Raw genomic sequence first — 18927 nt, 5'->3', positions numbered from 1 at the left:
GCCGCAGCGTGCTGGACGTATGACCCGCGTGGCCGGGAGGAAACCCGCGTGCCCGGGATCGGCTGCTGAGGGCCGCCGGCCCGCGGCCGCCCGTGCCCGGGCCGGTGCCGGTGCGCGGGATCGGCTATCGTCCGGGTGTTCCCCCACCCCGGCGTGGTCCGTGTCCGGCGCAGCCAGATTGGTCGTCCCTCCGTGAGCAGTGAGTCCTTCCGCCTGATCGTGACCGGTGGCGGCACCGGCGGTCACACCTACCCGGCGCTCACCGCCGTGCGCACGCTCCAGGCGCGGCTGGCCGCCGAGGGCCGGGCGCTGGACGTGCTGTGGGTCGGCACCCCCGAGGGCCTGGAGGCGCGGGTCACCGCGAGCGAGGGCATCCCGTTCACCACGGTGGCGACCGGCAAGGTCCGCCGTTCCAGCAACCCGCTGAAGCTCGTCTCGCCCGCCAACGTCAAGGACATGGGCCGGGTGCCGCTCGGCGTCGCGCAGGCGCGGTCGGTCGTGGCCGGCTTCCGCCCGGACGTGGTGCTGGCCACCGGCGGCTACGTCGCGGTGCCGGTCGGGCTGGCGGCCCGGATGTGCCGGGTGCCGCTCGTGGTGCACGAGCAGACGGTCCGGCTGGGCCTGGCCAACCGCGGCCTCGCCCGCGCCGCGACCCGCATGGCGCTGTCCTCCGAGGCGACGCTCCCGCTGCTGCCGGAGTCGGCACGCCGCAACGCGGTCGTCACCGGCAACCCGGTACGCCCCGAGGTGCTGACCGGGCAGGCGGACAAGGCGGTGCAGACGCTGGGCCTGCACGGCTTCGACCGCCGGCTGCCCACGATCTACGTCACCGGCGGCGCGCAGGGGTCCATGCAGATCAACACCCTGGTGCGCGACATCCTGCCGTGGCTGCTGACCTGCGCCAACGTCATCCACCAGTGCGGCCCGGCCAACGCCGACGCCCTGCGCCAGGCCACCACCGCGCTCCCGGCCGACCAGGCCGGCCGCTACCTGCTGACCGGCTACGTCGGCTCCGAACTGCCCGATGTCCTGGCGCTGGCCGACGTGGTGATCTCCCGCAGCGGCGCCGGCACGATCGCGGAGCTGACCGCGCTGGGCAAGGCGGCCGTCCTCATCCCGCTCGCCTCCTCGGCCGGCAACGAACAGGCGCACAACGCCCGCCACTTGGAGCGGGCGGGCGCCGCGGTGGCGCTGGCCGGCGAGGCGACCCCGGCGTCCCTGCGCGAGGCACTGACCCCGCTGCTGTCCGACCCCGCCGCGCGGACGGCCATGGCGAACCGGGCCCGCGAACACGGCAGGCCCGACGCGGCCGACCTGCTCGTCAACGTACTGCTGGCCGTGGCGGCCCACCGCGGCTAGGGCCTGTGTGGAGTTGTATCTCGTGGGGCGCCAGTCTGGGAGGGTCGAGGTTTTTGGGGTAGAAGGGTGGGGTGTCTTGATCTCAACTTTCGGATGCCGAGTGGGAGTTCATCTCCTCGTTTCTGCCGGTCGGTGAGTATGGGCCGTATCCGGAGAGCCTGCGGGCGCACTTCGAGGGCGTGGTGTGGCGGTTCAGGAACGGGGCGAAGTGGCGGGAGTTGCCCGAGCGTTTCGGGCACTGGTCCACCGTGTACGCCAGCGGGGAACAAGACGGGCAATTGGACCCGGAGCGGGAAGAGCGACGACGTGTGAGGCGTCGGCGCAGGGTCCGGCTCGCCGCCGCCGACCTGGGACGTTCCCGCAGCGGGCTGACCACCAGGACGCACCTGTCCTGCGGGCCGCAATGTCTGCCGCTCCCGCTGAAGATCACCGCGGGGCAGGTGGGGGACAGCCCGCGGTTCGTCCCCGTCCTGAACGGGATCCGCGTTCCCGGTCCGGTCGGCCGGCCCCGTACCCGGCCCGGCGCAGTCGCCGGCCACAAGGCGTACTCGTCCCGCAAGACGCGTTCCCACCTGCGCGAACGCGGGATTGAAGCGGTCGTTCCCGAGAAGAGGGATCAGGCCGCCCACCGCAAGGAGCGCGGCTCACGCGGCGGACGGCCCGTCACCTTCGACCGGCAGCTGTACAAGCTCCGCAACACCGTCGAACGCACCATCAACAAGATCAAGGACTGGCGCGGCCTCACCGTCCGCTACGACAAAAAACCTGAAAGCCACCAGGCCGGACTCGAATGATGCGCCGGTCTCCTCTGGATCCGACACCTCGAATCACGACCTTGATCACAACTCCACACAGGCCCTAACGCCCGGTGGGCGTGGGTGGTCGTCGGCTACGGCCATGCCCCGGGCCGCTCGGCGGGTACGGTTACCGGCTGGTGAGCGCCGCTGCCGCCCCGCCGGTCGGGAGGCGGTGAACCATGGTGGCGCGGGGTGCGTCTCCCACTCCGGACGGCGTCACGCCGGGAGCGGGAACAGCGGATGTATCGTCAGTAAATCTGATCGCCAGTCAGGGATGTGGGGGAAGTTGGCATGACGCAGGGCTGGAAGGTCATGGTCATCGTGCTGGGAGGGGTGGGGATTGTCTCCACCCCTTTGATCTGGCTGCTGAACAGTCCCGGCGCGGGAGAACTGACGGGGGCATCCATTCAGGGTGCTGTCGGTGTCGCGGCCTTGATCTGGGCCCTGTTCCAGCAGCCGGTACCCGCCTCCGCCGGCCCGGTCGACCAGGCCACTCGGACCGGTGAGGCCGACCGCGGCGGCAACGCCGGCATCAAGCGACCCGGCGGCCGCGGGGACGGTTCGGCGAGGGCCGACCGGACGGGAAAGGCCAGCGGCAAGGGCTCCAACACCGGCATCGACTATTCCGAATAGAACCGGGACGCACCTCATGGCCAGGAAATGGTGGGGCAAGGACCGGGGCGAGACGCCTGAGCCTTCGGTGACCGTGACGGACACCGGCAACGCCGAAGCCGCTGGCCGCGGCACAGCGGTCACCGGCTACCGCGGCCCAGCCCTGGAAGCCGATCATGCTTCACCCGCCCAGGTGAGCGTGGACAAGACCGGGCATGCCTCGGCCACCGACGGCGGTATCGCCAACAGCGGCTACATCGACGAGCTGAACGTGTATCAGCGTCTGCCGCAGGAGCCGGCGGCCTGGCCGCACCAGGTCGGCGTCGTCCCGCCCCCGGCGCGCTCCTACCTGCACCGGGCCGAGACGGTCCGACTGCGCGCGATGGCGGACGGCGGCACCATGGTGCTGACGCAGCTGCTGACCGGCATGGGCGGTGTCGGCAAGACCCAGCTCGCCGCGGACTACGCCCTCACCGCCTGGAACGACGAGAGCGCGGGTGGCGGCCTGGACGTCCTGGTGTGGGTCACCGCCAGCACCCGCTCCGCGATCGTGGCCGGCTACGCCCAGGCCGGCGTCGAACTGTGCCGTGGCAACCCGGATGATCCGGAACAGGCCGCCCGTACCTTCCTGGCCTGGCTCGCCCCCAAGACCACCGCGAAGCCGTGCCGGTGGCTGGTTGTTCTGGACGACCTCGCCGACTCCAACGACCTGCAAGGCCTGCAACTACCGGAGAACCCCCACGGGCGTACCCTGATCACCACCCGCCGCCGCGACTCCGCCGTCTGCGGCATGGGCCGCAACATCGAAGTCGGCCTGTTCGCCGAGGCCGAGGCCCTCGCCTACCTCACCAATTCCCTGGCCGACCACGGCCGCGAGGAATCCGCCGGCGAACTGGCCGACCTCGCCGGTGAGCTGGGGTATCTGCCGCTGGCTCTCGCCCAGGCCGCCGCCTACCTCATCGACACCGGCGAGAGCGTGGCCGGCTACCGGGAACTGCTGGCCGACCGCACCCTCACCCTCGCCGACGCCGCCCCCGACAGCCTGCCCGACGGCCAGGCCCTGCCCCTGGCCGCCGCATGGTCACTGTCCATCGACCGCGCCGACACCCTGCGCCCCGCCGGCCTGGCACGCCCCCTGCTCGCCCTGACCGCGCTCCTGGACCCCAACGGCATCCCCCAGGACGTCCTGACCAGCGCCCCTGCTCTCACCCACCTCGCCGCGAACCGCACCCCCACCAGCGAGAAGCAGCCCGGGGACCCGGCTCCCGTCTCCGCCCGGGACGCCCGGCAGGCCCTGAGTGCCCTGCACCGCCTCAGCCTCATCGACCACGACCGAGATGCCCCCCACAAGACCGTCCGTGTCCACCAGCTCATCCAACGCACCACCCGCGACACCCTCACCCCCGACCAACACGATGCCGCCGCCCGCACCGCTGCTGACGCCCTCCTCGCCGCCTGGCCCGCCATCGAACGCGACACCACCCTCGCCCAAACCCTCCGCACCAACACCACCGCACTGGCCACCTGTAGCGGGGCTGCCCTGTGGCAACCCAACCCCCACACCGTGCTTTTCCGCACCGGAACCAGCCTCGGCAACGCCGGACAGGTCACCGCAGCCCGCGACCACTTCCACACCCTCCACACCGACCTCGTCCGCGTCCTCGGGCCCGACCACCCCGACACCCTCGGCACCCGCCACAACCTCGCCTCCTGGCGTGGTGAGGCCGGGGATGCGGCCGGCGCCGCCACCGCGTTCGCCGAACTCCTCACCGACCGCCTGCGTGTCCTCGGGCCCGACCACCCCGACACCCTCACCACCCGCCACAACCTCGCCTCCTGGCGTGGTGAGGCCGGGGATGCGGCCGGCGCCGCCACCGCCACCGCCGAACTCCTCACCGACCGCCTGCGCGTCCTCGGGCCCGACCACCCCGACACCCTCGCCACCCGCCACAACCTCGCTTACTGGCGTGGTGAGGCCGGGGATGCGGTCGGCGCTGCCACCGCGTTCGCCGAACTTCTCACCGACCGCCTGCGTGTCCTCGGGCCCGACCACCCCCAAACCCTCACCACCCGCCACAACCTCGCCTCCTGGCGTGGTGAGGCCGGGGATGCGGTCGGCGCTGCCACCGCGTTCGCCGAACTTCTCACCGACCGCCTGTGTGTCCTCGGGCCCGACCACCCCCAAACCCTCACCACCCGCCACAACCTCGCCAGCTTGCGCGGCCAGGCCGGGGATGCAGCCGGCGCCGCCACCGCCACCGCCGAACTCCTCACCGACTACCTGCGCGTCCTCGGACCCGACCACCCCCACACCCTCACCACCCGCAACAACCACGCCTACTGGCGTGGTAAGGCCGGGGATGCGGCCGGCGCCGCCACCGCGTTCGCCGAACTCCTCACCGACTACCTGCGTGTCCTCGGGCCCGACCACCCCGGCACCCTCACCACCCGCAACAACCTCGCCACCAGGCGTGGTGAGGCCGGGGATGCGGTCGGCGCTGCCACCGCGTTCGCCGAACTTCTCACCGACCGCCTGCGTGTCCTCGGGCCCGACCACTCCGGCACCCTCGCCACCCGCAGTAACCTCGCCTCCTGGCGTGGTGAGGCCGGGGATGCGGTCGGCGCTGCCACCGCGTTCGCCGAACTCCTTACCGACTGCCTGCGTGTCCTCGGGCCCGACCACTCCGGCACCCTCGCCACCCGCAGTAACCTCGCTTACTGGCGTGGTGAGGCCGGGGATGCGGTCGGCGCTGCCACCGCGTTCGCCGAACTCCTTACCGACTGCCTGCGTGTCCTCGGGCCCGACCACCCCGACACCCTCGCCACCCGCAACAACCTCGCCACCATGCGTGGTGAGGCCGGGGATGCGGTCGGCGCCGCCACCGCGTTCGCCGAACTCCTCACCGACTACCTGCGTGTCCTCGGGCCCGACCACCCCGGCACCCTCACCACCCGCAGTAACCTCGCCTCCTGGCGTGGTAAGGCCGGGGATGCGGCTGGCGCCGCCACCGCCACCGCCGAACTCCTCACTGACCGCCTGCGTGTCCTCGGGCCCGACCACCCCGACACCCTCACCACCCGCCACAACCTCGCCTCCTGGCGTGGTGAGGCCGGAGAATCTGCTTGACCCGCGTTGCCGGGTAGTAGCAAGTTCTCGGAGGCGCGGCTGGCAGGCCTCAGTGAGCGGTTGCGCTGCGGCTCGCATGCCCTTGGCCCCAGTCCGCCGGGCCGCCTTCGCGTACGGTGCACATGCGGGAAGGGGCGGAGCCGGTTCGGACGGCTCCGCCCCTTCTGCGTGCGTGGGTGGATGTGGATGGGGCCGGTTAGGCGCTGTTGTCGTTCCGAACTTGATGGCGGGGCTTTCGCTGGTCAGGCATAGGGGCGGCCGGGCTGACCCGTAGGCATGGCCAGCGCACCGAGCGGCTGCGCTCCACACTGGCCTCGGTCGGTCTCGCTCTGGCGGGCCGGGCCGGCGCCCGCCTGGCGGCCGTCCTCGGTACTTCCGTCAGCCGGAGCACGATCTTGCGCCTGGTCGACGAGCTTCCCGAGCCGGACGTGACCCCGCCGCGGGTGGTTGGCGTCGACGAGTATGCCACCCGCAAGGGTCGGCACTACGGCACCGTCCTCGTGGACGTCGAAACCCGCCGTCCCGTCGATCTGCTGCCCGACCGCGAGGCATCGAGCCTGGCCGCGTGGCTCTCCCGGCGACCGAACGTCGAGGTCGTATGCCGGGACCGTGCACCGTTCTTCGCCGACGGCGCTACCGTCGGCGCACCGCAGGCCGTCCAAGTCGCGGACCTGTGGCACAACCTGAGCGAAGCCGCCGAGCGGAGCGTCGCCCAGCACTGCGGCTGCCTCCGCGCTCTGATTCCCACAGGTCCCGAACCCGATCCTGAGCCCGCCCAGGCCGAGAACACTGCCGGTTCGCCCTGGCCGCGAGGACACCGGTTCGCGGACCGGACCCGGGCCCGACACGCCGCTGTCCATGCCCTGCTGGCGGCCGGCCACAGCCAGCGCTTAGTCGAGCGGCAGCTCGGGATGACCTACCGCACCGTCAAGCAGCTCGGCGACGCCGCGACGCCGGAGGACCTGTTCACCGGTCAGTGGCAGAACAGGCCCTCCATCCTCGACGACTACAAGCCCCACATCGACGACCGCTGGAACGAGGGCTGCACCAACGCCTGGAAACTGTGGGAGGAGATCGTGCCGCTCGGCTGTAAGGGCAGCTACCAGCGCGTTCGCGTCTACCTGCGTCAGAAACGCACCTCACCGCGGCCAGTCACAGCCCGTCCGCCTTCGCCCCGTGCTGTCGCCGGATGGATCCTCCGCCGCCCGGAATCCCTGACCGAGTCCGAGCAGCTCCAGCTCAAGACCGCCCGCACGCACTGCCCCGAACTCGACGCCCTCACCCGCCATGTCCGGTCCTTCGCGATCATGCTCACCGAGCGCCAGGGCGAGCGCCTGCCGGACTGGCTCGACGCCATCCGGCGGGACGACCTGCCCAGCCTCCACACCCTCGCCGCCGGCATCGACTGTGACCGCGACGCCGTCATCGCCGGGCTCACCCTGCCCTGGAGCTCGTGCTTCGTCGAAGGACACGTCAACCGCATCAAGATGCTCAAGAGGCAGATGTTCGGTCGCGCTGGCTTCCGGCTTCTACGGAAGCGCGTCCTCCTCGCATGACTGGCAGTCACGGAATCACAGAACTTGAGCCAGAACCAATTCTCGTGAACATTCCTGACGCGCCCACACGCTAGGGCCTGTGTGGAGTTGTGATCAAGGTCGTGATTCGAGGTGTCGGATCCAGAGGAGACCGGCGCATAATTCGAGTCCGGCCTGGTGGCTTTCAGGTTTTTTGTCGTAGCGGACGGCGAGGCCGCGCCAGTCCTTGATCTTGTTGATGGCGTGTTCGACAGTGTTGCGGAGCTTGTACAGCTGCCGGTCGAAGGTGACGGGCCGTCCGCCGCGTGAGCCGCGCTCCTTGCGGTGGGCGGCCTGATCCCTCTTCTCGGGAACGACCGCTTCAATCCCGCGTTCGCGCAGGTGGGAACGCGTCTTGCGAGACGAGTACGCCTTGTCGCCGGCGACTGCGCCGGGCCGGGTACGGGGCCGGCCGACCGGACCGGGAACGCGGATCCCGTTCAGGACGGGGACGAACCGCGGGCTGTCCCCCACCTGCCCCGCGGTGATCTTCAGCGGGAGCGGCAGACATTGCGGCCCGCAGGACAGGTACGTCCTGGTGGTCAGTCCACCGCGGGAACGCCCCAGCGTCGGCGGCGGCGAGCCGGACCCTGCGCCGACGCCTCACACGTCGTCGCTCTTCCCGCCGCAGGTCCGGTTGCCCGTCTTGTCCTTCGCCAATGCCCCCTATTCCGCAACAGCCTTCTCCACCGCATCCCGGGCTTCGGGCTCCACGATCATCCCGGCGGCATCATGATGGGCCCGCGCCGTGGTCGAGTCCACGCTGACCAGCGATACTCACCGACCGGCAGAAACGGGGAGATGAACCCCCACTCGGCATCCGAAAGTTGAGATCGAGACACCCCCACCCTTCCACCCCAAAAACCTCCACCCTCCCAGACCGGCGCCCCACGAGATCACAACTCCACACAGGCCCTAGCCGTTTCCCCCGGATCAGCACCTGACGCGTCCTGCCCGACGACGAGCGCTCCGGCGACCCCGACGGGCGTGACCGGTTCACGGCCGGGCGGCGGAACGTCCGGCCCGCACCGCGTACCGGCCCGGCCCCGGCCGCGACGCGCACGGGAGCCCGGGTGCCTCGCGGGTGGCCGGAGCCGTCCTCGCGCCGGCCACCGAGGTCGCGTTTGGCCCGTCGCCGCCCTGCTGCGTTGCCGCTGGCGGTGCCGCCCGGGCCGGTCGCCCGTGCCGGTTCGGACCGCGGGCGGCCGGAACCGGCGCGGAGGGCGTCAGGCCGTGTACTGGTGGGCGGCGTAGGTCAGGTAGCCCGCGTCGCCGCCCTGGTAGTACGTGGCCTCGTCGACGGGGGCGATCGGCAGTCCGCCGCGCAGCCGCTCGACGAGGTCGGGGTTGGCGATGAAGGCGCGGCCGAAACTGATGAGGTCCGCCCCGAGACCGAGCCAGTGCTCGGCGTCGTCGCGGCCGGTCTGCTTCGGTCCCATCGGGAGCACCGGGTTCATGATGAGCGTGCCCGGCCACGCCCGGCGCAGGGCGACCAGCGTCTCCTGCCCGGCGGTGGCTTCGAGGTGCACGTAGGCCAGGCCGAGGCCGGACAGCTCGGTCAGCAGCGCGGTGTACAGCTCGGGGACGTCGCTCTCCTCGACGCCCCAGAACGTCGAGCCCGGTGAGAGCCGGATGCCGGTCCTGGCCCCGCCGACGGCCTGCACGGTGGCGGCCGCCGCCTCGACGGCGAACCGGATGCGGTGCGCGACCGAACCGCCGTAACCGTCCGTGCGCAGGTTGGCGTTGGACGACAGGAACTGCGAGATCAGGTAGCCGTTGGCGCCGTGCAGCTCCACGCCGTCGAAGCCCGCGTCGACGGCGCGGCGGGCCGCCAGGGCGTAGGAACCGGCGTGCTCGGCCACCTCGGCGGTGCCGAGGGCGCGCGGCACCGGGGCGGGCTGCGGTCCGGTCGGGGTGAACACCTCGCCCACGGCGGCGACCGCCGACGGCCCGACCGGCCGCATCCCGGTGGTGTCGGGGTGCGAGACCCGGCCGCCGTGCATGAGCTGGGCGAAGATCCGTCCCCCGTTGGCGTGGACGGCGGCGGTCACCGGGCGCCACGCGGCGACCTGTTCGTCGGTGTGCAGGCCCGGCGTCCCCGGGTTGGACTGCCCGATCACGCTCGGCTGCACGCCCTCGCTGACGATCAGCCCGGCCGTGGCCCGCTGGGCGTAGTAGGCCGCCATCGACGGCGTCGCCAGACCGCCGGCGGCGGCCCTGACGCGGGTCATCGGTGCCATGACCACGCGGTTGGGCAGCATCAGGTCACCGAGCCGGTAGCCGGTGAAGAGGGTCGTCACGTCAGGACTCCTTCGTGTCCGCGGCGCCCGCGACTCGGGCACGACGACTACGCTAAAACCTCACACTGATGTCAGAGGCAAGGGTCTGTGACGCAGCACACAGCCGGGAGGACTTTGTGCGGATCGGGCAACTCGCGTCACGGGCCGGGGTCAGCGTGCGCTCCGTGCGTTACTACGAGGAGCAGGGGCTGCTCACCAGCGCCCGCAGTCCCAGCGGGCAACGGCACTACACCGACGACGAGGTCGAGCGGGTCGCGTTCATCCAGCGGCTGTACGCCGCCGGCCTGTCCAGCCGCACCATCATCGAACTGCTGCCCTGCGTCGACACGCCGAGCGAGGACAACTCCGACGCCGCGCTGGAGCGGATGGCGCAGGAACGCGACCGGCTCTCCGCCCACATCGCCGACCTCGTACGCACCCGCGACACGCTCGACACGCTGATGGACGCGGCCCGGGCCCACCGGGAGGGGCTGAGCACGGCCGTCGCCTGCTGACCGGTGCGGTCCCGCCGGCCGGCGGGACCGCACCCGTCCCTCGCCCCCTGCCCCGGCCCCCTGCCCCCGCCCCTCGCTCACGCCGCGTTGCGGCCGCCGTCCACGTCGAGGACGGCGCCGTGGACGAAGGCCGCGTCCTCGCTGACGAGGTAGCCGATGGCGGCGGCGATCTCCTCGGGTGCCGCCGGCCGGCCCGCGGGGGCGAGTGCGGCGAGCCGGTCGACCTGCTCGCCGAACCGCTCGGTGCCCTCGGTACGGGTGGGGCCGGGGCTGACCGCGTTGACCCGCACGCCGCCGGGGCCGAACTCGGCGGCCCACGCCTTGGTGAGCAGGGTCAGCGCCGCCTTGCTGGAGCCGTACAGCGCCATCCCGGCCACCCCGAAATGGGCAACCATGCTCAGCACGTTGACGACGCACCCCCGGCCGCGCGCGGCCATCGCGGGAGCGAGCTCGGCGACCAGCAGGAACGGCGCCCGGACGTTGACCGCGTACACGGAGTCGAAGTCGCCGTCGGTGGTCCCGGGCGTGGGGCCGACGGGGAAGACGCCGGCGTTGTTGACGAGGATGTCGACGTGGCCGCCGCCGAGTTCGACGGCCCGGCGGGCCAGCTCCCGGACGGCGTCGGCGTCGGCGAGGTCGCCCGCGACGAAGTCGGCCTTGCCGCCCGAGGCGCGGATCGCGGTGACGACCTGGTCGCCGCGGCCGGTGTCCCGCCCGGTGATCACCACGTGGGCGCCGCGTCCGGCGAGCGAACGGGCCACCGCGCGGCCGATACCGCTGGTGGCACCGGTGACCAGCGCGGTCGTACCGGCGAGGTCGGTCGTGGTCATGAGAGGTCTCCTTGTGCTGGATTCGATGGGGGGATCGCGCGGCGGACCGGACCGGACCGGCGCGGTGGCGGTCGGGCGGCCGCGCGGAGTCGGTCGTCCGGGAGCGGGCACGGCGTCGTACGGGTCCGGGCACGGCGTCGTACGCGCGGGTGTGAAGCCCCGCCGGCCCGGCCGGTCCGTCCGTCAGGCCGCCTCGTGCAGGATCGCCGCCAGTTCGGCGGGGCGGTCGAACATCGGCCAGTGCCAGCCGGGCAGTTCCCGGTAGGCCCAGCCCTCGGCCGCCATGTGCTGGAAGGCGGGAACGCTGCCGGCCCTGGCCCGGACCTCCTCGGCCCCGAAGCTGCACAGCACGTGCAGCCGCGGCACCTTCTCCCAGGCCCCGGTCAGCCGGGCCGGGGTGGTGGCGGTGGCCCACGGCTGCGGCACCGACAGCCGGGTCAGCCGGTCGAGCGTGCCGTCGGGCAGCCCGGGGACCGCCGCGGCGACCTGCGGCCACGACGGGGGCGGCAGCCGCCAGCCGTCGCCCGCGGTGCGGACCCGCTCGGCGTTGCGGGCCTGCTCCTGCGGCGGGACGAACTGCGCGTGCGACATCCCGTCCGGCAGCGGTCCGCTGTCGACGAAGACCAACCGGGCGATCCGTTCCGGTATCCGGTCCGCCACGCCCGGCAGCACCACCGCACCGGCGTAGCTGTGCCCGACCAGCACCACGTCGTGCAGGTCCTCGTAGTGGATCAGCTGGAGCACGTCGGTGATGTGCGTCTCCAGGCCGGTGTCGGGCCGGGCCAGGTGCGCGCGTTCGCCCATCCCGGTAAGGCTCAGCGGGTGGACGTCGTGCCCGTGGCCGCGCAGCCCGGCCGTGACCGGGCGCCAGGCCCAGGCGCCGAGCCAGAAGCCGGGGAGAAGTACGTAAGTTGCCATGACAGGCACGCTAGGACCAATACCGGACAGTTTCGGTCCGGTATGCGCGGGACACTTTTCCGTATGACCCGACCGACCGCCCGCGTGCTCGCCCTGCTGGAGATCCTCCAGGCCGGCGGCACCCGTACCGTCGCCGACTTGGCCGGCCGGCTCGACGTGGACGAGCGCACCGTGCGGCGCTACGTCGCCCACCTGATCGACCTCGACATCCCGGTCCGCTCGGTGCGCGGCCGGTACGGCGGCTACCGCCTCGCCCCCGGCTACCGGATGCCCCCGCTGATGCTCACCGACGACGAGGCGCTGGCGGTACTGCTCGGCCTGGTCGCCGGGCGCCGGGCCGGGCTGGTGACGACGACCGCCGCGGCGATGGAGAGCGCCGCCGCCAAGATGCGCCGCGTGCTGCCCGAGGTGCTCGGCCGCCGGCTGGACGCGCTGCTGGCCACCGTCGACTTCACCGCCGCGGCCGGCCCCGCGGCCACCCGGGAGACCGGCGTGCTGCTGACGCTGGCGGAGGCCGCGCGCCGCCGCCGGCCGGTCGCCGTCGGCTACACCGCCCGGGACGGCAGGCGCAGCGAACGCACCGTGCACCCGTACGGGATCGTCGTCCGCTCCGGGCGCTGGTACGTGACCGGGGCGGACTCGGCGAGCGGCGAGGTGCGCACGTTCCGGCTGGACCGCGTCGAGAACCCGGTGGTGCTGCCGGGGTCGTTCGAGGTGCCGGCGGGGTTCGACGCCGCCGCCCGGGTGCTGTCCGGGCTCGCCGAACTGCCCTACCCGCACGAGGTGTCGTTCCGGGTCCGGGGCACGGCCGAGCAGATCACCGCCCGGCTCCCGGCCGGGCTCGCCACGGTGGAGGAACTCCCGGACGCCCCCGGCGCGGTCCCGTCGTCGCAGGCGGCCGGTGCGGCCCTGGCCCCGGAGGCAGGCGATGAGGGGTCGGCACCGGAGGCGGAGGCAGGCGGTGCGTCGTCGTCGGCCGGTGCCGGGGCGCGGGAGGGCGGTACGTGGGTGCGGGTGCGGTTGCGGGCCGAGCGGCTGGACTGGGTTCCGTCGCTGCTCGCCCGGCTGGACCGGCCGTTCGTGATCGAGCACCCGGAGGCCCTGCGCGACCACGTGCGCGCGCTGGCCCGCCGCCTGATCGCCGGCGCCGACGATGTCCCGGACGACGTCGGCCCGCCGCCGTGGTCGGCGCCGGCACCGCCCACGCCTCCGGACCGGCCCTGACGGCGGGACGTCGGGCGGAGGCCGCGCGCCGATCCGGTGACCGGCGAAGGCGGCGGCCTTGTTCGCGGCGGGTCGGCGCCGGGCCTGTTCGCGGCGGGTTCGGCACCGGCCCGGACGACCGCCACCGTGTCCGTCACCCGCCCCGGAGGACCCTCAACGAAGCCCGACGACCGTCACCGAGCCCGTACCCGGACCCGGGCGGCCGTCAAGGAACCCGGAGCCGGACCACCGTCAACGAAACCGGCTCCGGACCCCGCCCCGGGTGACCGTCACCGTTCGCCCGGCGCGTGCGGTGGCGCGAACTCGTCGATGAGCAGGCCCATCACGACGAGATCCTCGTGCCGGCCGTCGAGGAACACCCGATCGCGCAGGCGGCCCTCCTCGACGAATCCGAGCCGGCGGTGGAAGGCCAGCGACGGCTCGTTGTGGGCCAGGATCCGTGCCTCGCACCGGCGGTAGCGCCGCTCGGCGAACATGAAGCGCAGCAGCAGCGTCACCGCTTCCGCCGCGTACCCCTTGCGGCGATGCTCGGCGCTGATCGTGACGCCGTGCTCGAACCAGCCGCCCACCGGGTCGGCGCGCTGCGAGCCGACCGCGCCGACCGCTTCGCCCGTGTCGACGGCCTCGATCACCAGCTGGAAGCAGTCACTGTCGTTCGGCGCCGCGGCCTGCTCCTTCGCCCAGGCGCGGTACCCCTCGGCGGAACGCGGCGGGTGCAGCAGGTCTCCCAACTGCTCCTCGTCCCGGGCGAAGCGCATGAACGCGGTCCAGTCGTCGGGCTCGATACCGCGCAGGCGTACGCGCTCGCCTGTCCAGAACGATGTCATCCCCCATCGGATCACGCCGCGAGCCACGACGTCCAGGGTGTGGGAGACCCACGCGACGCGGGCGGCGACGCGGGCTCAGGCGTGCGGTGCCGGGCCGGGGAGCGAAGCGGGGACGTGCGCGCACGGTGACGCCCGGGACCGCCGCCAACGTGCCCGTACCCGCGCCTCGGCCCCCGCGCCGGACCCGCGATGTCGGACCCCGCTGGCACGATCGGGGACCATGACCTCCGTTGAACGGCCGATGCCGCCCCTGAACGCCGACGAGCGCACGAACCTGGAGAGCTGGCTCGACTTCTACCGGGCCACCTTGGCCATGAAGTGCGACAACCTCACCGATCCGCAGTCGCGCGACGCCCGCGTACCTCCCTCGCCGCTGACACTGCTGGGGCTCGTCCAGCACCTGGCCGAGGTCGAACGCAACTGGTTCCGCCGCGTGTTGACCGGCGAGCACGCCCCGCCCATCTACACCCCGCAGGCCGATCCGAACGGCCGCGACGAGGGATTCGAGCTCTCCGGCGACGTCTCCCTCGACGCGGCACGGGCCACCTGGCAGGACGAGATCGCCCGGTCGCGCGCCAACTGCGCCGCCCGATCGCTCGACGACACCGTGCCGTTCATGGGCGGCGAGGTGAACCTGCGGTGGATCTACACCCACATGATCGCCGAGTACGCCCGGCACGCCGGACACGCCGACCTCCTCCGCGAGCGCATCGACGGCAGCACCGGCGTCTGAGGCGTCCCCTCCGTCCGCTCCCGCCGCCCCAGCCGCGCAAGGAGCCAGCCGTCGTCCTGACCGGACCTGATCGACGTCCCGCAGTTGCGGATCATGGAGCCCGATGATTCCGCGGCTGCGGGGTGTTGAGGCTTATCGCCGCCAATCCGCGGATCTGCGGCCACCGAATCACTGCTGGAGACGCCGGAGAGTCCGGGGCTTCGGTCGGAGAGGCCGTTCATGTTGACTTTGATTCTCATCGGGTTGCTCGGAGGGCTGATCACAGCGGTTTCGCCGTGCATCCTGCCGGTGCTCCCCGTCGTCCTCCTGGCCGGCGGTCCGGGGACGACGACCTCCGTGGCCGAGGAGGATCCAGCCGGCTCAACACCCCTGACGGCAAGCCGCTCGGCATCAAGGCACTGCACGGCAAGGTGGTGCTGATCCACTTCTGGACCTACTCGTGCATCAACTGCCAGCGCAGCCTGCCGCACGTCGAGGCGTGGGACCGCGCCTACCGCAGCGACGGGCTCCAGGTCTCCGGCGTCCCGACCCTCTACACCCTCTCCGGTGTGGCGGCGTGCTGGCCAGCCGCTGACGGGCGCAGGTCGAGCAACTGCTCGTAGAACCCGCCGAAGCCGCCCGCCGCGTCGACCAGGTGGACCTCGAGGATCCAGTGGCAGCGTCGCCCGGCGCGGTCGGTGCGGCGCAGCGGCGTGTCGTTGGCCGGCGTGACGTACCCCTCGGTGTCCGCGCCGTCGATCTCCTCGTGCGGGAACTCGCCCACCAGGTGCCCCGCGTGCCAGCCGCCCAGTCGCCATCCGGCGTCGGCGGCCAGCCGGGCGACCTCCTCGTACAGGGCCCGGCCGGTGACGTCCGGGTGGGCCTCGAAGTAGCGCTGCCCGGCGGCGAAGACGCGCGGCAGGTCGTCGCGCAGGCGGTGCTTGGCGGGATCGTCGCCCAGCACGAACGTCCGGCCGAAGTCGGCCTCGTACTCCTCGAAGATCGGGCCGAAGTCCGCGAAGACGATGTCGTCCGCGCCGATGGTCCGGTCCGGCGGGTTCTCCCGGTACGGGAACATCGTGTTCGGGCCGGACCGGATGATGCGCTTGTGCCAGTGCCGGGTCGTGCCGAACATCTCGTTCGCCAGGTCCCGGACCCCGTCGCTCACCGCGCGTTCACCCGCGCCCGGCGCGACCAGGCCGCGGACCTCGATCTCCTCGAACAGGGCCACGGCCTTCGCCTGAGCCTCCAGCAGCCGCCGCGCCCGCTCGTCCTCGTTCGCCATACGACCGACCGTAGGACACCGCGCCACCCGGACGCCACGCCACGCCACGTCCACCCGGCCGCGCCGCGCCTCCGCCGGTCAGGGCTGAAGGCGCCGGTGGGTCCAGGTGTCGGCGGTGGTCCGGGTGCGGTCGTAGCGCAGGCGGCGGTGCAGGCGGTCCGGACTCCCGTACCAGAACTCGACGTTGTCCGGGACGAGCCGGTAGCCGGTCCACTCCGCCGGCCGGCGGACCGGGTCGCCGGACTCGACGAGCCGCCGGGCCCGTTCCCGCAGGTCCTCCTCGTCCTCCAGCGGGCGGCTCTGCCGGGAGACGGCGGTGGTCGCCCGCGCGGCATACGGGCGTTCGGCGAAAAGCCGGTCGGATGCCTCGTCGCTCAGCACCTCGACGGGCCCGGCGAGCACGATCTGCTGGAGCGTCTCGCGCCAGTGGAAGGTCATCGCCGCGTAGGGGCGGTCGGCGAGGTCGTGGCCCTTGCGGCTTCCCCGGAAACTGGTGAACACCAGCCCGCGGGCGTCGAGTTGCTTCACCAGCAGCACGCGCGCCGAAGGACGCCCGGTGCTGTCGGCGGTGGCCAGGGTGACGGCGAGCGGCTCACTGACGCCGCGCCGGCCGGCCTCGTCGAGCCACCGGTCCAGCAGGCCGAGCGGTTCGGCCGGGGGAGCGTCGAACTCCGGCAGGAGCAGGGAGGAATCGCCGGTCAGCGTGTACGGGGAGGGCACGGGATCTCCTTCGGGACGGTGGTGGCACGCACGGGTTCCCGGCCGGCCCGCGCGGCCCGTCGGAGAAGGGAGCTGGACGGGGACCAGGAGGTCCAGGATATGTTCCCGACGTGAACAAACCAAGGATCGACGGCAGTGCCGGCGACGCGGACTACGGCGCGATCGGTGGCGGCTACTCCCGTTACCGCCGCCCCGACCCGCGCATCGGCGAGGCGATCGGCACGGCCCTCGGCGCCGCCCGCACCGTCGTCAACGTCGGCGCGGGCACGGGTTCGTACGAGGCCGCGCACCTGGACGTCACCGCCGTGGAGCCCTCGGCCGCGATGCGCGCCCAACGCCCGGCGCACCTGCCGCGGGCCGTCGACGCGGTGGCCGAGCACCTGCCGTTCCCCGACGACACGTTCGACGCCGCCATGACGACGTTCAGCGTCCACCAGTGGAGCGATCCCGCCGCCGGGCTGCGCGAGATGCGGCGGGTGGCCCGCGGCCCGGTCGTCGTGCTGACCTGCGACCCCGCGACGGTCCGCGACTTCTGGCTCTACGCGTACGCGCCGCTCGTCCTGGACACCGAGGCCCGGCGCTACCCGGCGATCCGCGACATCGCCGACGCCCTCGGCGGTGCGGTCACCGTGGAACCGGTGCCGATCCCGGCCGACTGCACCGACGGCTTCAACGAGGCGTACTACGGCCGCCCCGAACTCCTCCTGGACCCCGGCGCCCGCCAGGCCTGCTCCGCCTGGAGCTTCGTCGACCCCGCCACCGCCGACCGCTGCGCCGGCCACCTCCGCACGGCCCTCGCCGACGGCACCTGGGACGCCCGCCACGCCGAACTGCGCCGCCGGCCCCACTACAACGGCTCCCTGGTGCTCGTCCGCGCCGTTCCGCAGTGATCACCGCTTCGGCGCGCATGCCGTAGCCGGCGGGCGGACGGCGTGGGGCGCGCGGGCCCGGCCGGCGGAAGTACGGGTCACGGTCGCGCGGCGACGGGGGCGGGGCTGGACCTGGACCTGGGGCTGGGCTGGGGTGGGTGTCAGTGCTTGCCCGAAGGCGGGTCCTGCGGGTCGACGCCCGTGTAGGCGGAGCTGTCCTTGCCGCCGCTCGGTCGCTGCGAGTGGCCGCGCCGCCCGTGCGCGTGATGCCCCTTCTGGCCGGAGTCGGCGTGGTCCTGACCGCTCCTGCTGATGCTCTTGCCCGTCTCACCGGGCACGTCACGCAGTGAGGCGTCGACGTCCTCCTTGCTCGGCTCGGCGTGCGGGTCGGCCGGGGGAGCGTACTCGTCGGGATGGAACGACCGGTGCGCGCTGGGGTTGTCGTGCCTCCCCTTCGTGCTGTCCACGTCGGGGGACCAGCCGTGCTGCTCGGTGCCCTTGTGCGGCCCCGGCCCCTCACCGTGCGCGGGAGGCGACTTGCGCGGTTCCTTCGCCATGGTTTTCCTCCTCGCTCGACAGACCACTGCGCCAGCGGCCCGTAAGGGTCGGTTACCCTTTTTACTCCGATTAACCCTATTTGGGTGTGCTCGTAGGACTGTCTGCCTGGGGGAAGCGGTCCCCGGGGGGTGTGCGGCCGGGGTGGTGTGGGGTCGGGGGAGTGCCGGGGGTTGGAGGAGCGCCGGGGGCCGGGGTGGTGCGGAGGTGGCCGGAGGTGTGTCGGGCGGGGCCGGAGGTGGCACGGTCGACCGGTGTTACGGCGGCGCTCGTTCTTCCCCGGATCGGTTGCCCTATTCGCTCCGGATATCGCGCATGCCTGACGTCACCAGGGGCATATGCGAGTTCAAGGAGGTCGATGACCATGGGTGCTCTGCTTTTGGTTCTTCTGCTGGCGCTGATCCTCGGCGGTATTGGATTCGCGGTCCACATCCTGTGGTGGGTGGCGATCGTGGTTCTGGTGGTCTGGCTTCTGGGATTCCTCTTCCGCAGCACCGGTTCCGGTGGCTCGCGAGGCCGTTGGTACCGATGGTGAATGCCTGACCACAGGCTCGCCGAGGGGTGGCCGGGGCAACGCCGGAAGGCGTTCGTCCCGGCCACCCGTGCGTTTCCAGGAATTCTCCCGCGGCACATCTGTCACGGCGGTCACTCTTCTCACCGTGGACGCGATGACGCACCGGTGCCTACGCTCCCATCGCGGCCCGGAAAACGCGCGTACGTCAGC

General features: G+C 72.5%; 18 protein-coding genes and 2 pseudogenes. 12 read left to right on the top strand and 8 right to left on the bottom strand.

The annotated features are described in order from the left end of the window. Positions 1-192: 192 nt before the first annotated feature. The 6 genes and pseudogenes from POF43_RS22215 (at position 193) to POF43_RS22195 (ending at position 7451) form a co-directional block, all read left to right on the top strand. Entirely contained in the window at positions 193-1359 is a 1167-nt protein-coding gene (locus tag POF43_RS22215) for a UDP-N-acetylglucosamine--N-acetylmuramyl-(pentapeptide) pyrophosphoryl-undecaprenol N-acetylglucosamine transferase (RefSeq protein ID WP_271323806.1), read from the top strand. A 98-nt stretch (positions 1360-1457) separates the two neighbouring features. Next, positions 1458-1604, top strand: a pseudogene (locus POF43_RS35175) (transposase); the annotation flags it as partial. Positions 1605-1622: 18 nt separating this feature from the next. After that, a pseudogene (locus tag POF43_RS22210) lies at positions 1623-2153 on the top strand (transposase); the annotation flags it as partial. 294 nt (positions 2154-2447) lie between these two features. Next, complete coding sequence (locus POF43_RS22205) at positions 2448-2789, top strand: hypothetical protein (protein ID WP_271316821.1); 342 nt, start codon at positions 2448-2450, stop codon at positions 2787-2789. A 16-nt stretch (positions 2790-2805) separates the two neighbouring features. Then, complete coding sequence (locus POF43_RS22200) at positions 2806-5895, top strand: tetratricopeptide repeat protein (RefSeq protein ID WP_282704709.1); 3090 nt, start codon at positions 2806-2808, stop codon at positions 5893-5895. A gap of 248 nt (positions 5896-6143) precedes the next feature. Next, a complete protein-coding gene (locus POF43_RS22195) occupies positions 6144-7451 on the top strand; it encodes an ISL3 family transposase (RefSeq protein ID WP_308217756.1) in 1308 nt (435 codons plus the stop codon). A gap of 93 nt (positions 7452-7544) precedes the next feature. On the opposite strand, the gene POF43_RS22190 is transcribed toward POF43_RS22195, so the two are convergent. After that, positions 7545-8036 (bottom strand): IS5 family transposase, encoded by a 492-nt coding sequence (locus POF43_RS22190; RefSeq protein ID WP_372516105.1) that lies wholly within the window; start codon positions 8034-8036, stop codon positions 7545-7547. 659 nt (positions 8037-8695) lie between these two features. After that, a complete protein-coding gene (locus tag POF43_RS22185; protein WP_271314521.1) occupies positions 8696-9769 on the bottom strand; it encodes an alkene reductase in 1074 nt (357 codons plus the stop codon). Positions 9770-9885: 116 nt separating this feature from the next. Between POF43_RS22185 and POF43_RS22180 the strand changes: the two genes are divergently transcribed. Then, entirely contained in the window at positions 9886-10263 is a 378-nt protein-coding gene (locus tag POF43_RS22180; protein WP_271324083.1) for a MerR family transcriptional regulator, read from the top strand. Between the two features lie 77 nt (positions 10264-10340). Here the strand turns inward: POF43_RS22180 and POF43_RS22175 are convergent, their stop codons facing one another. Then, positions 10341-11093: an SDR family NAD(P)-dependent oxidoreductase gene (locus tag POF43_RS22175; protein ID WP_271314523.1), complete on the bottom strand. Its 753-nt coding sequence runs from the start codon at positions 11091-11093 to the stop codon at positions 10341-10343. A gap of 183 nt (positions 11094-11276) precedes the next feature. Further along, entirely contained in the window at positions 11277-12011 is a 735-nt protein-coding gene (locus tag POF43_RS22170; RefSeq protein ID WP_271314524.1) for an alpha/beta fold hydrolase, read from the bottom strand. A 63-nt stretch (positions 12012-12074) separates the two neighbouring features. Here POF43_RS22170 and POF43_RS22165 point away from each other — a divergent pair, with 63 nt between their 5' ends. Beyond that, positions 12075-13235: a helix-turn-helix transcriptional regulator gene (locus POF43_RS22165; RefSeq protein WP_271324082.1), complete on the top strand. Its 1161-nt coding sequence runs from the start codon at positions 12075-12077 to the stop codon at positions 13233-13235. 269 nt (positions 13236-13504) lie between these two features. Here the strand turns inward: POF43_RS22165 and POF43_RS22160 are convergent, their stop codons facing one another. Continuing rightward, positions 13505-14062 (bottom strand): GNAT family N-acetyltransferase, encoded by a 558-nt coding sequence (locus POF43_RS22160; RefSeq protein ID WP_271314526.1) that lies wholly within the window; start codon positions 14060-14062, stop codon positions 13505-13507. Positions 14063-14282: 220 nt separating this feature from the next. Here POF43_RS22160 and POF43_RS22155 point away from each other — a divergent pair, with 220 nt between their 5' ends. Together POF43_RS22155 and POF43_RS22150 are read left to right on the top strand one after the other, a co-directional pair. After that, entirely contained in the window at positions 14283-14795 is a 513-nt protein-coding gene (locus POF43_RS22155; protein ID WP_271314527.1) for a DinB family protein, read from the top strand. Between the two features lie 275 nt (positions 14796-15070). Then, positions 15071-15397 carry a thioredoxin domain-containing protein gene (locus POF43_RS22150; protein ID WP_271324081.1) on the top strand — a complete coding sequence of 109 codons (327 nt, stop codon included), beginning with the start codon at positions 15071-15073 and terminating at the stop codon, positions 15395-15397. On the opposite strand, the gene POF43_RS22145 is transcribed toward POF43_RS22150, so the two are convergent. Next, the gene (locus POF43_RS22145) at positions 15328-16059 is read right to left on the bottom strand and encodes a M24 family metallopeptidase (RefSeq protein ID WP_271324080.1); all 732 of its coding nucleotides are present in this window, start codon (positions 16057-16059) and stop codon (positions 15328-15330) included. The genes POF43_RS22150 and POF43_RS22145 overlap by 70 nt on opposite strands. Positions 16060-16137: 78 nt before the next feature. Further along, the gene (gene phzG / locus POF43_RS22140) at positions 16138-16779 is read right to left on the bottom strand and encodes a phenazine biosynthesis FMN-dependent oxidase PhzG (protein WP_271314530.1); all 642 of its coding nucleotides are present in this window, start codon (positions 16777-16779) and stop codon (positions 16138-16140) included. Between the two features lie 110 nt (positions 16780-16889). Here phzG and POF43_RS22135 point away from each other — a divergent pair, with 110 nt between their 5' ends. Beyond that, a complete protein-coding gene (locus tag POF43_RS22135; RefSeq protein WP_271324079.1) occupies positions 16890-17669 on the top strand; it encodes a class I SAM-dependent methyltransferase in 780 nt (259 codons plus the stop codon). A 140-nt stretch (positions 17670-17809) separates the two neighbouring features. On the opposite strand, the gene POF43_RS22130 is transcribed toward POF43_RS22135, so the two are convergent. Continuing rightward, positions 17810-18205 carry a hypothetical protein gene (locus tag POF43_RS22130; protein WP_271314532.1) on the bottom strand — a complete coding sequence of 132 codons (396 nt, stop codon included), beginning with the start codon at positions 18203-18205 and terminating at the stop codon, positions 17810-17812. A 362-nt stretch (positions 18206-18567) separates the two neighbouring features. On the opposite strand from POF43_RS22130, the gene POF43_RS22125 reads away from it, so the two are divergent. Then, positions 18568-18738 (top strand): hydrophobic protein, encoded by a 171-nt coding sequence (locus tag POF43_RS22125; RefSeq protein ID WP_271317596.1) that lies wholly within the window; start codon positions 18568-18570, stop codon positions 18736-18738. Positions 18739-18927: the final 189 nt, after the last annotated feature.

It is taken from the genome of Streptantibioticus silvisoli (genome assembly GCF_027947535.2).
In the GTDB taxonomy this organism is placed as follows: Bacteria; Actinomycetota; Actinomycetes; order Streptomycetales; family Streptomycetaceae; genus Streptantibioticus_C; species Streptantibioticus_C silvisoli.
This window is presented reverse-complemented; position numbering and strand designations above follow the sequence as displayed.